The following is a 14,055-nucleotide window of genomic DNA, read 5'->3' on the forward strand; positions in this document are numbered from 1 at the left end:
AGGTGCGAGCGTGACCCCGACCTTCCTCGCGGCCGAGGACCTCTCCCTGTTCGGCCGCGACCCCTGGTGGCTCATCGCCCTCAAGGCCGTGTTCTGCTTCGCGTTCCTGATGGTGACCGTGCTGTTCTCGATCGTCTGGGAGCGCAAGGTCGTCGCCTGGATGCAGCTGCGCATCGGGCCCAACCGGCACGGCCCCTGGGGGATGCTCCAGTCCCTCGCCGACGGCATCAAGCTGATGCTGAAGGAAGACGTCATCGTCAAGCGGGCCGACAAGGTGGTCTACGTCCTGGCCCCGATCGTCGCCGCGATCCCGGCCTTCATGGCGATCGCCGTGATCCCCTTCGGGCCGTCCGGCAACGAGGTCTCGATCTTCGGCCACCGCACCACGATGCAGCTCACCGACCTGCCGATCGCGATGCTCTACATCCTGGCGTGCGCCTCGGTCGGCATCTACGGGATCGTGCTCGCGGGCTGGTCCTCCGGCTCCACGTACCCGCTGCTCGGCGGGCTCCGCTCGTGCGCGCAGATGATCTCGTACGAGATCGCGATGGGCGCCGCGTTCGCCTCGGTCTTCCTCTACTCGGGGTCGATGTCGACCTCGGAGATCGTCGCCCAGCAGCACGACCGCTGGTACATCGTGCTGCTGCCGGTCTCCTTCATCATCTACGTGGTCACGATGGTGGGCGAGACCAACCGCGCCCCCTTCGACATGCCCGAGTCCGAGGGCGACCTGGTCGGCGGCTTCAACACCGAGTACTCGTCGATCAAGTTCGCGCTGTTCATGCTCGCCGAGTACGTCAACATGGTCACCGTCTCGGCGGTGTCGACCACCCTCTTCCTGGGCGGCTGGCGGGCCCCGTGGCCCGTGTCCACCTTCTGGGAGGGCGCCAACCACGGCTGGTGGCCGATGCTCTGGTTCGTCATCAAGGTCCAGCTGCTGCTGTTCTTCTTCATCTGGCTGCGCGGCACGCTGCCCCGCGTCCGCTACGACCAGCTGATGAAGCTCGGCTGGAAGGTCCTCATCCCGGTCTCGGTCGTCTGGCTGATGCTGGTGGCGACCGTGCGCGCGCTGCGCAACGACGGCCACGACTTCTCCAAGATCGTGCTGTACGTCGGGGGCGCGGTCGTCGCGGTGCTGCTGCTCTCGCTGGTCGCGGACGTGTTCCGGGGCCGCAAGGAGGAGTCGGCGGCCGAGGCCGGGCCACCCGCGTTCGACCCGATGGCGGGCGGATTCCCGGTGCCGCCGCTGCCCGGACAGACCCTTCCGCCGGTGCCACGCCGACGCCCGAGGCACGAGCGGGAGTTGGTTGTCAGTGGTGGGTCGGATACTGAGAGTGACCGTGACGGAAGGGAGGACGAGGGTGTCTAAGTCATCGGAACCGGCGGAGCCCGCGGGCTCGGCGGAGTCGTCCGAGGGGAAGTTCATGAACCCCGTGGCCGGCTTCGGCGTGACCTTCAAGGCCATGTTCAAGAAGCGGCTGACCGAGCAGTATCCGGAGCAGCAGAAGACCACGGCCCCCCGCTTCCACGGGCGCCACCAGCTCAACCGGCACCCGGACGGCCTGGAGAAGTGCGTTGGCTGCGAGCTGTGCGCCTGGGCCTGCCCGGCCGACGCGATCTACGTGGAGGGCGCGGACAACAAGGAGGAGGAGCGCTACTCGCCGGGCGAGCGGTACGGAATCGTCTACCAGATCAACTACGCCCGCTGCATCCTGTGCGGCCTGTGCATCGAGGCGTGCCCCACGCGCGCGCTGACGATGACCAACGAGTTCGAACTGGCCGACAGCAGCCGCGCGAACCTGATCTACACCAAGGAGCAGCTGCTCGCCGGGCTCGACGAGGGCATGGTCGACTCGCCGCACGCGATCTACCCGGGCATGAGCGAGGGCGACTACTACCGGGGCCTGGTCACCGAGGCCGCGCCCGGCACGGTCCGCCAGGTCGCCGTCTCCAGGGGCGAGCAGCCGGCCACCGGGGAACAGCCCGAGGAGGTGGACGCGTGATGCAGCTCGCCGTCTCCGCCACGCAGACCTCCACCGGGGAGGCGTTCCAGTTCTGGGTGCTCGGCACGGTCGCCGTCATCGGCGCGCTGTGCACCGTACTGATGAAGAAGGCCGTGCACAGCGCGCTGTGCCTGGCCGGGACCATGATCATCCTGGCGGTCTTCTACCTCGCCAACGGGGCGTACTTCCTGGGCATCGTCCAGGTCGTCGTCTACACCGGCGCGATCATGATGCTCTTCCTCTTCGTGGTGATGCTGGTCGGTGTCACCGCCGCCGACTCGCTCAAGGAGACCATCAAGGGCCAGCGCGTCTGGGCCGCGGTCTGCGGGATCGGCTTCGGGGTGCTCCTCGTCGCGGGCATCGCCAACGCCAACCTGAAGCACTTCGACGGACTGAAGCAGGCCAACGCGGGGGGGAACGTGGAGGGCCTGGCCGCCCTCATCTTCACCAAGTACGTGTTCGCCTTCGAAATCACCGGCGCCCTGCTGATCACCTCGGCGATCGGCGCGATGGTGCTCACGCACCGCGAGCGCACCGAGCGCGCCAAGACCCAGCGCGAGCTCTCCGAGCAGCGCGTGAGCGACGGCAAGCACCTGCCGCCGCTGCCCGCCCCGGGTGTCTACGCCCGGCACAACGCGGTGGACATCGCGGGCCTGCTGCCCGACGGCACGCCGTCCGAGCTCACCGTCAACCAGACGCTGCGCGGCCGGGGCCAGATCCGCGACGTGTCCAGCGAGGCGCTGTCCGACCTGAAGGCGCTGGAGCAGCGCTCCACCGAGCGGCTCGGCCGTGAAGAGGAGGCCGCGAAGTGAACCCCGTCAACTACCTTTACCTGTCCGCCCTGTTGTTCACCATCGGCGCGGCCGGGGTGCTCATCAGGCGGAACGCGATCGTGGTCTTCATGTGCGTCGAGCTGATGCTCAACGCCTGCAACCTCGCGTTCGTGGTCTTCTCCCGGATGCACGGCAACCTCGACGGCCAGATCATCGCCTTCTTCACGATGGTCGTCGCCGCCGCGGAGGTCGTCGTCGGGCTCGCGATCATCGTGTCGCTCTTCCGTTCCCGCCACTCGGCCTCGGTCGACGACGCCAGCCTGATGAAGCTCTGAGGGGTCGCTGAATCGTGGAGAACCTGATTGCGCTGCTCATCGCGGCGCCTCTGCTCGGAGCGGCCGTCCTGCTGTGCGGCGGACGGCGGCTCGACGCCGTCGGACACTGGCTGGGCACGCTGCTCGCGGCCGTGTCCTTCGGCCTCGGTGTGGCGCTCTTCGCCGACATGCTGGGCCGCTCCGCCGACAACAGGGCGGTGCACAAGCACCTGTTCAGCTGGGTTCCGGTGGAGGGCTTCCAGGCCGACGTCGGCTTCCAGCTCGACCAGCTGTCGATGACCTTCGTCCTGCTGATCACCGGTGTGGGCACGCTGATCCACATCTACTCGATCGGCTACATGGAGCACGACGAGAACCGCCGCCGCTTCTTCGGCTACCTCAACCTGTTCCTGGCGGCGATGCTGCTGCTGGTCCTCGCCGACAACTACCTGCTCCTTTACGTCGGCTGGGAGGGCGTCGGTCTGGCGTCCTACCTGCTGATCGGCTTCTGGCAGCACAAGCCCAGCGCGGCGACCGCGGCCAAGAAGGCGTTCCTGGTCAACCGGGTCGGTGACATGGGCCTGTCCATCGCCATCATGGTCATGTTCACCACCTGGGGCTCGTTCGCCTTCTCGACGGTCTTCAACCAGGTGGGCGAGACCGGCTGGGGCCGCAACACCACGGTCGGCCTGATGCTGCTGCTCGCCGCCTGCGGCAAGTCTGCCCAGGTCCCGCTGCAGTCCTGGCTCGGGGACGCGATGGAGGGCCCGACCCCGGTCTCGGCCCTGATCCACGCGGCGACGATGGTGACCGCGGGCGTGTATCTGATCACCCGCTCCGGCGCGATCTTCAACCAGGTGCAGGACGTGCAGACGGTCGTGGTGATCGTCGGCGCGGTCACGCTGCTCTTCGGTGCGATCGTCGGTTGCGCGAAGGACGACATCAAGAAGGCCCTCGCGGGCTCGACCATGTCGCAGATCGGCTACATGATCCTGGCCACCGGCCTCGGCCCCATCGGCTACGCCTTCGCGATCATGCACCTGGTCACCCACGGCTTCTTCAAGGCCGGGCTCTTCCTCGGCGCCGGTTCCGTGATGCACGGGATGAACGACGAGGTCGACATGCGCAAGTACGGCGGTCTGCGCAAGTACATGCCGGTCACCTTCGTCACCTTCGGCCTCGGCTACCTCGCCATCATCGGCTTCCCGGGCCTGTCCGGCTTCTGGTCCAAGGACAAGATCATCGAGGCGGCGTTCGCCAAGGGAGGCACCGAGGGCTGGATCCTCGGCGCGGTCACCCTGCTCGGCGCGGCCATCACGGCGTACTACATGACGCGCGTGATGCTGATGACGTTCTTCGGCGAGAAGCGCTGGAACGAGGAGGAGACGCACCCGCACGAGTCGCCCGGCACCATGACGATCCCGATGATCGTCCTGGCCTTCGGCTCGGTCCTCGCGGGCGGCCTGTTCAGCATCAACGAGTCGTTCGTGAAGTGGCTGGAGCCGGTCACGAGCTTCTCGCACGGCGACTCGCCGGTGAGCGCCGGCGTCGTCACCGCGTCCACCATCGTGGTGCTGCTGATCGGCGTCGGCCTCGCCTGGGCGCAGTACGGGCGCAAGCCGGTCCCCGTCGTCGCCCCGCGCGGCTCGCTGCTCACCCGGGCCGCCCGCCGCGACCTGCTCCAGGACGACTTCAACCACGTGGTCCTGGTCCGCGGCGGCGAGCACCTCACCCGCTCGCTGGTGTACGTCGACCACACCCTGGTCGACGGAGTGGTCAACGGCACCGCGGCCGGGTTCGGCGGGCTCTCCGGCCGACTGCGCAAGCTGCAGAACGGCTTCGCCCGTTCGTACGCGGTCTCGATGTTCGGAGGCGCGGCGGTGCTCATCGCCGCGACCCTGCTGATGAGGGCGGTGTAAGGCATGTCGTTCCCCCTCCTTACCGCGACGGCGGCGCTCCCGGCGGTCGGCGCGATCGCCACCGCCGCCGTCCCGGCCGAGCGGCGGACCGCCGCCAAGTGGCTGGCGCTGCTGGTCTCGCTAGGGACGCTGGCCCTGGCCGCGGTCCAGCTCGTACGGTTCGAACCGGGCGGCGACCGCTACCAGTTGACGGAGTCCCACGCCTGGATCAAGGACTTCGGCGTCCGCTACGAACTGGGTGTGGACGGCATCGGGGTGGCGCTGATCGCGCTCACCGCGCTGCTGATCCCGTTCATCATCGTCGCGGGCTGGCACGACGCCGACCCGCTGGAGACGCACAGCAGCCGCTGGCGGCCCACCCAGGGCTTCTTCGCCCTGATCCTCGCCGTCGAGGCGATGGTGGTGCTCTCCTTCGAGGCCACCGACGTCTTCCTCTTCTACATCCTGTTCGAAGCCATGCTGATCCCGATGTACTTCCTGATCGGCGGCTTCGGCGACCGGGCGCACGAGCACGGGGACGAGGCGGCGGCCACCCAGCGGTCGTACGCGGCGGTCAAGTTCCTGCTCTACAACCTGGTCGGCGGTCTGCTGATGCTGGCCGCGGTGATCGGGTTGTACGTGGTGGCCGGGACGTTCTCGCTGGACGAGATCGCGGCGGCGCGCGCGAACGGCTCGCTGGACATGGCGACCAACACCGAGCGGCTGCTGTTCCTCGGCTTCTTCTTCGCCTTCGCGGTGAAGGCCCCGCTCTGGCCGCTGCACACCTGGCTGCCGAACGCGATGGGCGAGGCCACCGCCCCGGTCGCCGTGCTGATCACGGCGGTCGTCGACAAGGTCGGCACCTTCGCGATGCTCCGCTTCTGCCTCCAGCTCTTCCCGGAGGCCTCCAAGTGGGCCACCCCGGTGATCCTGGTGCTCGCGGTGATCAGCATCATCTACGGGGCGCTGCTGGCGGTCGGCCAGCGGGACATCAAGCGCCTGGTGGCGTACGCGTCGATCTCGCACTTCGGCTTCATCGTGATGGGCATCTTCGCGATGACCACCCAGGGCCAGTCCGGCGCCACGCTCTACATGGTCAACCACGGGATCTCGACGGCCGCGCTGATGCTGGTGGCCGGCTTCCTGATCTCGCGCCGCGGCTCGCGGCTGATCGCGGACTACGGCGGGGTGCAGAAGGTGGCCCCGCTGCTCGCGGGCACCTTCCTGGTGGGCGGTCTGGCGACCCTCTCCCTGCCCGGCCTCGCGCCGTTCGTCAGTGAATTCCTGGTCCTGGTGGGCACGTTCAGCCGCTATCCGGCGATCGGCGTGATCGCCACGCTGGGCATCGTGCTGGCCGCGCTGTACGTGCTGGTGCTCTACCAGCGGACGATGACCGGCCCGGTCAAGGCCGAGGTGCAGGGCATGCCGGACCTCAAGGTCCGCGAGCTCCTGGTGGTCGCCCCGCTGATCGCGATCCTGGTCTTCCTGGGGGTCTACCCGAAGCCGCTGACCGACATCGTCAACCCGGCGGTGCAGCACACCATGTCCGACGTACACAAGAAGGACCCCAAGCCCGTGGTGGAGGCGGCCCAGTGAGCACAGCAACAGCTGTCCACAGCCTGTGGACGACGGCGGCCGACGGCAAGGTGGACAAGATCCCGGCGCCGCACATCGAGTACGCACAGCTGGCGCCCACGCTGATCGTGGTCGGCGCGGCGGTGGTGGGCGTGCTGATCGAGGCGTTCGTCCCGCGCAAGAGCCGCTACTACGCCCAGGTGTTCCTCTCCGTGATCGCGCTCGCCGCCGCCTTCGCCGCGGTGGTCGCCCTCGCGGCCGACGGGTACGGCACGACGAAGGCGCACATCGCGGCGATGGGCGCGGTGGCCGTCGACGGCCCGGCGCTCTTCCTCCAGGGGACCATTCTCCTCGCCTCGATCGTCGCGATCTTCACCTTCGCCGAGCGCCGCCTCGACCCCGAGGCGCACGGCAGCCGGGTCGACTCGTTCGCCGCGCAGGCCGCGTCCGTCCCGGGCAGCGACAGCGAGCAGGCCGCGGTCAAGGCCGGTTTCACGACCACCGAGGTCTTCCCGCTGGCGCTCTTCGCGGTCTCCGGGATGCTGGTGTTCCCGGCGGCCAACGACCTGCTGACGCTCTTCGTGGCGCTTGAGGTCTTCTCCCTGCCGCTGTACCTGCTGTGCGCGCTGGCCCGCCGCAAGCGGCTGATGTCGCAGGAAGCGGCCGTGAAGTACTTCCTGCTCGGCGCCTTCTCCTCGGCGTTCCTGCTGTTCGGCATCGCGCTCCTGTACGGCTACGCGGGCTCGGTCCAGTACGCGGCCATCGCGGACGTCGTCGACGGCACGGTCCAGACCGTGGACCCGGCGCTCGCGGGCACGATGGGCAACGACGCGCTCCTGCTGATCGGCGGCGCGATGCTGCTGATGGGGCTGCTGTTCAAGGTCGGCGCGGTGCCGTTCCACATGTGGACGCCCGACGTCTACCAGGGCGCGCCCACCCCGGTCACCGGCTTCATGGCGGCCGCCACCAAGGTCGCCGCCTTCGGCGCGCTGCTGCGGCTCCTTTACGTGGTGCTGCCCGGGATGCGGTGGGACTGGCGGCCGGTGATGTGGGGCGTCGCCATCGTCACGATGGTGGGCGGCGCGATCGTCGCGATCACCCAGACCGACATCAAGCGGCTCCTCGCGTACTCGTCGATCGCGCACGCCGGGTTCATCCTGGCGGGTGTCATCGCCACCAACGCGGACGGCATCTCGTCGGTGCTGTTCTACCTCGGGGCGTACTCGTTCGTGACGATCGGGGCGTTCGCGTGCGTCACGCTGGTGCGCGACGCGGGCGGCGAGGCGACGCACCTGTCCAAGTGGGCCGGGCTCGGCCGCCGTTCGCCGCTGGTGGCGGCGGTGTTCGCGGTCTTCCTGCTCGCCTTCGCGGGCATCCCGCTGACGTCCGGCTTCACCGGGAAGTTCGCCGTGTTCAAGGCGGCGGCGGAGGGGGGTGCGGGGCCGCTGGTCGTGGTCGGTGTGATCTCGTCGGCGATCGCCGCGTTCTTCTATATCCGGGTGATCGTGCTGATGTTCTTCAGCGAGCCGAAGCCCGATGGGCCGACCGTTGCTGTTCCGTCGCCGTTGACGATGACGGCTATTGGGGTTGGGGTTGCGGTGACGTTGGTGTTGGGTGTGGCGCCGCAGTACTTCTTGGATCTTGCTGGTCAGGCTGGGGTCTTCGTGCGGTGACGCTCCGCGGGGGCGTGGATCTTTGGCTGCGGGTTGTGGGTGGCTGGTCGCGCCCACGCGGCGGAGCCGCACGATGACACAGCCCCGCGCCCCTAGGGGGTTGGGGTTTCGGTACGCCCCGTAAGGCCCCCGGCACCGTGCATGGTGCCGGGGGCCTTTTGCTATCTCCGGGTCGCGTACGCCCTTACGTCCGCGTCCGCGTCGTTTACCGCCTTGGCTAGAGCCGTCCGCGCCTCCGGAGTTGCGTGGGCTCGTAGGGACAGGACCGCCGCCTTGCGTACGTCCGCGTTCGGGTCGGTCAGTGTGGCTGTGAGGGCGGGGATCGCCAGTGGCTCTGGGGCCGAACCCAGCGCCGTCGCCGCCCCCGCCCGTACCTGCCACGCCGGGTCCGCCAAGGCGCGTACCGCCCGTACGGCCAGGTCATCGGGGCAACCCGCCCCCGCCAGTGACGTGTACGCCGCCGCCCTCACCAGCGCGTCCCCGTCGTCCAGGAGCGGGGTCAGGTGGGTGGGGGAGAGCAGGGCTCGGGCCGTTGCGACCCGGACCTCGCGGGCCGGGTCCGTCGTCGCCCGTACCAGCTCGTCCTGCGCGTCCACCGAGACCAGGCCGCGTACCGCCGCGAGCCGCACCTCGATGTCGGGGTCGGTCAGCAAACCCGCGTAGTGGGGCGCGTCGCCCAGGCGCAGGGCACGCAGGACCTCCAGCGATCCGGCGCGTACCCCCGGATCCGAGCCCATCGATGCCCGGAGCAGGCCTGCCCTCAACTCCGGCTCCGGATCCAGCACTTCGACCAGCTCAAGGAGGCCCCGAGTCGCCGCCACCCTCACCCCCGCGTCCGCGTCCGCCAGCCGGGCCGCCAAGGCCGGGCCCACCCCCGTCGGGGCCGACTCCGTCAGGGCGGCGACGGCCGCCGAGCGGACCGCCGGGTCGGGGTCGGTCAAGTAACCCGTGAACGCGTCCAGTTCCGGCTCGCCCTCCGCCAGCGCCAGGGCTTCCAGGATGCGGGGGGAGTGGGAGACGGTTGTTGCTGCCTGCGTTCGGGTGGTCCCGCCCGAGCCGATCGGCGCCCGGTCCCGGGGGCCCGCCGTCGCCACCTGCTCCGGGTGGATCTCCCCGAGGTGGCGCGGGGTGCCGCCGGTGGGGGCGTAGCCGTCCACCGGGACCAGGTACGGCTCCACCGGGCGGGCCGTGAACTCCATCGCGCCGGAAGGCGATTTGCGCAGGTCGAGGTGGTGCAGCCAGGCCTCGTCGTCCCGCTGCGGGTGGTCCGTACGCTCGTGGTAGAGGCCCCAGCGCGACTCCGTACGTGCCAGTGAGGAGCGCGCCGCCATCTCCGCGCAGTCGCGGATGAACGTCACTTCCGCGCACCGCATCAGCTCGTGCGGGGTCCGCGCGCCCATCTGCGCGATCTCCGTCCGCATCCGCTCGAAGTGCTCGACGGCCAGCGACAGCCGGGCGCCCGACTTCGGCGGGGCCACGTAGTCGTTCACGAAACGGCGGAGCTTGTACTCGACCTGGGGCTGCGGCGGGCCCGACGGATGGCGCAGGGGCCGGTAGACCAGCTCGTGGGCGGCCCGCAGCTGGTCGGGCGGCAACTCGCCGTCGTACGCCGTGAACCGCGCCGCGTCCGCGCCCGCCAGATCGCCGAAGACGAACGCGCCGATCATGTAGTTGTGCGGTACACAGGCGAGGTCGCCCGCCGCGTACAGGCGCGGCACGGTCGTGCGGCCGTGGTCGTCGACGCGTACGCCGGAAGCCGAGTGGCCGCCGCACAGGCCGATCTCCGAGATGTGCATCTCGATGTCGTGGGTGCGGTAGTCGTGGCCGCGGCCCGCGTGGAAGGTGCCGCGGGTGGGGCGTTCGGTGGAGTGCAGAATCGATTCGAGGGCCGTCACCGACTCCTCGGGGAGGTGGCTGAGCTTGAGGTAGACCGGGCCCCGGTCGCTGGCGACCTCCGTCGCGAACTCGGCCATCATCTGGCCCGACCAGTAGTCAGAGTCGACGAACCGCTCGCCGTGCCGGTTGACCTGGTAGCCGCCGAAAGGATTCGCCACATAGGCGCAGGCCGGGCCGTTGTAGTCCTTGATCAGCGGGTTGATCTGGAAGCACTCGATGCCGGTGAGCTCGGCGCCCGCGTGGTACGCCATCGCGTGGCCGTCGCCCGCGTTGGTCGGGTTCTCGTACGTTCCGTACAGGTAGCCCGAGGCGGGCAGGCCGAGGCGGCCGCACGCGCCGGTCGCCAGGACCACCGCGCCGGCGCGCACCGTGACGAACGCGCCGGTACGGGTGTGGAAGCCCGCCGCGCCGACCGCGCGGCCGTCCGCCGTGAGGATCCGTACCGGCATCACACGGTTCTCGATGCGGATGCGCTCGCGCATCTCGCGCCGTCTGAGCTGCCGGTAGAGGACCTTCTTGACGTCCTTGCCCTCGGGCATGGGCAAGACGTACGAGCCGGAGCGGTGCACCTGGCGGACCGCGTACTCGCCGTGCTCGTCCTTCTCGAACTTCACGCCGTACGACTCCAGGCGCTGGACCATCGCGAAGCCGCGGGTCGCGGTCTGGCGGACCGTGGACTGGTCGACGATCCCGTCGTTGGCGCGGGTGATCTCGGCGACGTAGTCGTCGGGCTCGGCGCGGCCGGGGATGACCGCGTTGTTGACGCCGTCCATGCCCATGGCGAGGGCGCCGGAGTGGCGTACGTGGGCCTTTTCGAGGAGGAGCACGCTGGCGCCGCGCTCGGCGGCGGTGAGCGCGGCCATCGTGCCCGCCGTGCCGCCCCCGACGACGAGGACGTCGCAGGTCAGCTCCTCGGCGTCGGCGAGTGCGGGGATCTGCATGGGGAGGCCTTTCAGGGGCGTTCGGCGGGCAGGGTGGTGTCCCCGAGGGAGGCGAGGACCTCGCGGCGCAGGGCCGTGGTCGCCGGGTCGTCGTGGGCTTCGCGCTCGCGCGGCCGGGGCACCGCGAGGACGCGCCCGGTGCCGAGCAGCGCGACCCGGTCGGCCAGGAACAGCGCCTCGTCGACGTCGTGCGTGACGAAGACGACGGTCGCGCCCGTGCCGCCGAGGACCTCGACGAGCAGTTGCTGCATCCCGGCGCGGGTCTGCGCGTCGAGCGCGCCGAACGGCTCGTCCATCAGGACGGCGCGCGGGCGCCCGGCCAGCGCGCGGGCCAGCTGGGCGCGCTGGCGCTGGCCGCCGGAGACGCGGTGGGGCAGCTTCGCGGCGTGAGCGTCGAGCCCGACCCGGCCCAGCCACGCCTGCGCGCGGGCGCGGCGCTCGGCCCGGGGCACGCCCTGGATGGCGAGGGGGAGTTCGACGTTGGCGCGCAGGGAGCGCCACGGGAGCAGCGCGTCCTCCTGGAACACCAGCGCCCGCTCGGCGGAGGGCGCCAGGACCGGCTCCCCGTCCTGGGTGACCCGGCCCGCCAGCGGCGGGAGCAGCCCGGCCAGGGTCCGCAGCAGGGTCGACTTGCCGCAGCCGGAGGGCCCCACGACGGCCAGCACCTCGCCCGCCGCGACATCGAGGGCGACCCCGTCGAGGACGGGCGCGCCGGGGTGGCCGAGGACGGCGTCGTGGAGCGCGAGCACGGCGCCCGAAGTGCGGGCCCGCTCAGACGAGTTGGTCATGGGGGGCCGTCTTGGTGGGGATCGGGGGAACGGCGGGGGCGGGCGCGACGGCCTTGTCCGTACGGGGGCGGGCGCCCGGTCCGTACGACGGGCGCGGCAGCCAGCGGGTGAGGCGGCGGCCGAGGAGCTCCACGGCGCTCGCGGTGAGCCGGCCGAGGACGCCGATGGTGACCATGCCGACGAGGACGCCGGGGTAGTCCACGACCGTGTAGTCCTGCCAGGTGCGGTAGCCGACCCCGTACTCGCCGGAGATCATCTCCGCCGAGATCACACAGATCCACGAGACGCCGATGCCGACCGAGAGGCCGCCGAAGACGCCGGGCAGCGCGCCCGGGAGCACGACGGATCCGAGCACGCGCCGGCGGCCGCCGCCCATCGTGCGGACGGCTTCCTCCCAGACGGGGGTCAGCGCGCCCACCGCGTGCCGCGTCGCCACCACGACCGGGAAGAAGGCGGCGGTGCAGGTGATGAAGACGATGCCTTGCTCGTTGGAGGGGAAGAGCAGGATGGCGACCGGGACGAGCGCGATCGCCGGGATGGGCCGCAGGACTTCGAGCAGCGGCCCCAGCAGGTCGGCGGCGAGCCGGGAGCGGGCGAGCGCGATGCCGGTGGCCACGCCCGCGACCGAGGCGAGGGCGAAGCCGGTGAGGATGCGGGTCAGGCTCTGGGTGATGTCCTGCCAGTACGTGCCCTCGCCGAGCCGGTGGCCGAGCTCGCGGGCCACGTCGGTGACGGTCGGGAACTGCGCGAAGCGCAGCCACAGGTCGACGTCGAGGGAGGTCAGCAGCTGCCACAGACCCAGGGCGGCCAGCAGCGACAGGGCCCGCGTCAGTCGCCGCGTCATGACCCGGCCAGCGCGGTGGCGTAGGGGACGGTACGGGCGCCGGGGTGCGCGGTGACGTACCGCGCGGCGACCGACGGCGTCACGAACGGCTTGAGCCCGCCGCTGTCGCGCACCCAGACCGCGCGGTCGGCGAACCAGAGCGTGCCGGTGGTGGCGTCGGGGACGTAGACGGCGCGCGCGGTGTCGCGGTGCGCCGCCGCGAAGCGCAGCGCGAGCGCCGGCGAGTCGAACGCCTCGGTCTTCTCGGCCCCCTTCAGCCACACCTCGCTGCGGGGCGCGGGCGCGGTGGCCGCCGACTGGCGCCCGTAGTCGGCGCCGTACGCCTTCTTTATGTACCGGTCGTCGACGAACGCGTCCACGTCCACGTCGCCCACCAGATTCGCCGCCTTCAGGACCGGCACGTCCTGCTTGAGGGCGTCGACCAGGCCCGGCTTCAGGGTGGGGTCGAAGGTGGCGATGCCGTGCGCCCCGTTGTAGAGGTAGACCACCTCGGCGGGCAGGCCGGTCGCCGAGGCCACCTTCTCGGCCGCCTGGACGGGGTGCTCGCGCAGATACGCCGTCGCGGTGATCTGCGCCCGCAGGAACGCGTCGAGTACCGCAGGGTTCTTCTCGGCGAAGTCCTCGCGCGCGGTGACGCCGTGGAAGGTCGCCAGGTTCAGCTCGGCGCCGTCGTACAGCGCCTTCGCCTTGCCCTGGAAGGCGAGCAGCCCTGGCCACGCCACGAACTGCGAGAGGGCGTCCACACTGCCCGCGCCGAGCGCCGAAGCGCCCACGGCGGGCTGCTGGTTGACCTTGTGGATGTCCTTGACGGCGTCCAGGCCCGCGCGTTGCAGTGCCCGTACGAGCGTGCCGTCGGCGGCCGAGCCGATACTGGTCGACACCTTCTTGCCGCGCAGTTCACCCAGATCGGTGAGTTTGGAATCGGGCGTCGTTATAACGGTGTTGAGTCCGCCCCGTAGGTTGTAGCCGGTGACGGAGACCAGCCGGGTCGGGCGTCCGAGCTGCTTGCCGCGGGCCGCGTTCAGCAGCAGCGGGAAGTCACCCATCGAACCTATGTCGACCTTCCCGGCGGTCATCTGCGCGGTGATGGGCGCGCCGGTGGCGTAGTCCTCCCACTTCACCTTGTAGGTGAAGCCGTCCTTCTTGCCGCGCGCCGCCAACTCCCGCTCGAAGGCGCCGAGCGAGCGCAGCAGGGTGCCCGCGGTCACGGTGTTGATGGTCTTGGACTGGTAGCCGACGGTCACGGTGACCGTACGGCCGCTCCCCGCCTCGGCGTCGCCGCCGCAGCCGGTGAGGGGCAGGAGCAGGGCGGCGGCCGCCAGGCCCGCGGTAGTGGTGCGTTTCATCGGG

Annotated in this window: 11 protein-coding genes; 7 read left to right on the forward strand and 4 right to left on the reverse strand. The window is 70.4% G+C overall.

Translation table 11 applies throughout. From position 1 onward, the window contains the following. Nucleotides 1-10: 10 nt before the first annotated feature. Genes nuoH through nuoN form a run of 7 tightly spaced genes read left to right on the forward strand, consistent with a single transcriptional unit; the run spans nt 11 to nt 8,236 of the window. A complete protein-coding gene (nuoH, locus tag IE252_RS33305) occupies nt 11-1,369 on the forward strand; it encodes an NADH-quinone oxidoreductase subunit NuoH (RefSeq protein ID WP_190093174.1) in 1,359 nt (452 codons plus the stop codon). After that, nucleotides 1,362-2,003: an NADH-quinone oxidoreductase subunit NuoI gene (gene nuoI, locus IE252_RS33310; protein WP_268248442.1), complete on the forward strand. Its 642-nt coding sequence runs from the start codon at nt 1,362-1,364 to the stop codon at nt 2,001-2,003. The genes nuoH and nuoI overlap by 8 nt, the downstream gene beginning before the upstream one ends. Next, the gene (locus IE252_RS33315) at nt 2,003-2,815 is read left to right on the forward strand and encodes an NADH-quinone oxidoreductase subunit J (protein ID WP_190093207.1); all 813 of its coding nucleotides are present in this window, start codon (nt 2,003-2,005) and stop codon (nt 2,813-2,815) included. The genes nuoI and IE252_RS33315 overlap by 1 nt, the downstream gene beginning before the upstream one ends. Then, complete coding sequence (nuoK, locus tag IE252_RS33320; RefSeq protein WP_067163047.1) at nt 2,812-3,111, forward strand: NADH-quinone oxidoreductase subunit NuoK; 300 nt, start codon at nt 2,812-2,814, stop codon at nt 3,109-3,111. The genes IE252_RS33315 and nuoK overlap by 4 nt, the downstream gene beginning before the upstream one ends. Nucleotides 3,112-3,125: 14 nt before the next feature. Beyond that, a complete protein-coding gene (gene nuoL / locus IE252_RS33325; RefSeq protein WP_190093176.1) occupies nt 3,126-5,009 on the forward strand; it encodes an NADH-quinone oxidoreductase subunit L in 1,884 nt (627 codons plus the stop codon). A 3-nt stretch (nt 5,010-5,012) separates the two neighbouring features. Beyond that, complete coding sequence (locus tag IE252_RS33330) at nt 5,013-6,584, forward strand: NADH-quinone oxidoreductase subunit M (RefSeq protein WP_190093177.1); 1,572 nt, start codon at nt 5,013-5,015, stop codon at nt 6,582-6,584. Further along, nucleotides 6,581-8,236, forward strand: coding sequence for an NADH-quinone oxidoreductase subunit NuoN (gene nuoN, locus IE252_RS33335; RefSeq protein WP_190093178.1), 1,656 nt, complete (start codon nt 6,581-6,583; stop codon nt 8,234-8,236). The genes IE252_RS33330 and nuoN overlap by 4 nt, the downstream gene beginning before the upstream one ends. A gap of 161 nt (nt 8,237-8,397) precedes the next feature. Here the strand turns inward: nuoN and IE252_RS33340 are convergent, their stop codons facing one another. The 4 genes from IE252_RS33340 to IE252_RS33355 are packed head-to-tail and all read right to left on the reverse strand — an operon-like array spanning nt 8,398 to nt 14,051. Further along, nucleotides 8,398-11,073 carry a fumarate reductase/succinate dehydrogenase flavoprotein subunit gene (locus IE252_RS33340; protein ID WP_190093179.1) on the reverse strand — a complete coding sequence of 892 codons (2,676 nt, stop codon included), beginning with the start codon at nt 11,071-11,073 and terminating at the stop codon, nt 8,398-8,400. An 11-nt stretch (nt 11,074-11,084) separates the two neighbouring features. Further along, nucleotides 11,085-11,861: an ABC transporter ATP-binding protein gene (locus tag IE252_RS33345; RefSeq protein ID WP_190093180.1), complete on the reverse strand. Its 777-nt coding sequence runs from the start codon at nt 11,859-11,861 to the stop codon at nt 11,085-11,087. Next, complete coding sequence (locus tag IE252_RS33350; protein ID WP_190093181.1) at nt 11,845-12,705, reverse strand: ABC transporter permease; 861 nt, start codon at nt 12,703-12,705, stop codon at nt 11,845-11,847. The genes IE252_RS33345 and IE252_RS33350 overlap by 17 nt, the downstream gene beginning before the upstream one ends. Continuing rightward, nucleotides 12,702-14,051, reverse strand: coding sequence for an ABC transporter substrate-binding protein (locus tag IE252_RS33355; RefSeq protein WP_190093182.1), 1,350 nt, complete (start codon nt 14,049-14,051; stop codon nt 12,702-12,704). Before IE252_RS33355 ends, IE252_RS33350 begins: the two co-directional genes overlap by 4 nt. Nucleotides 14,052-14,055: the final 4 nt, after the last annotated feature.

The organism is Streptomyces melanogenes, assembly GCF_014649795.1.
Classification (GTDB): domain Bacteria; phylum Actinomycetota; class Actinomycetes; order Streptomycetales; family Streptomycetaceae; genus Streptomyces; species Streptomyces noboritoensis.

What these genes read in the sequence shown, in the direction of transcription:
- IE252_RS33315 (WP_190093207.1), top strand. Translation starts at nt 2,003, where the DNA reads ATGCAGCTCGCCGTCTCCGCCACGCAGACCTCCACCGGGGAGGCGTTC.
- IE252_RS33330 (WP_190093177.1), top strand. Translation starts at nt 5,013, where the DNA reads ATGTCGTTCCCCCTCCTTACCGCGACGGCGGCGCTCCCGGCGGTCGGC.
- IE252_RS33340 (WP_190093179.1), bottom strand. Translation starts at nt 11,073, where the DNA reads ATGCAGATCCCCGCACTCGCCGACGCCGAGGAGCTGACCTGCGACGTC.
- IE252_RS33345 (WP_190093180.1), bottom strand. Translation starts at nt 11,861, where the DNA reads ATGACCAACTCGTCTGAGCGGGCCCGCACTTCGGGCGCCGTGCTCGCG.
- IE252_RS33350 (WP_190093181.1), bottom strand. Translation starts at nt 12,705, where the DNA reads ATGACGCGGCGACTGACGCGGGCCCTGTCGCTGCTGGCCGCCCTGGGT.
- IE252_RS33355 (WP_190093182.1), bottom strand. Translation starts at nt 14,051, where the DNA reads ATGAAACGCACCACTACCGCGGGCCTGGCGGCCGCCGCCCTGCTCCTG.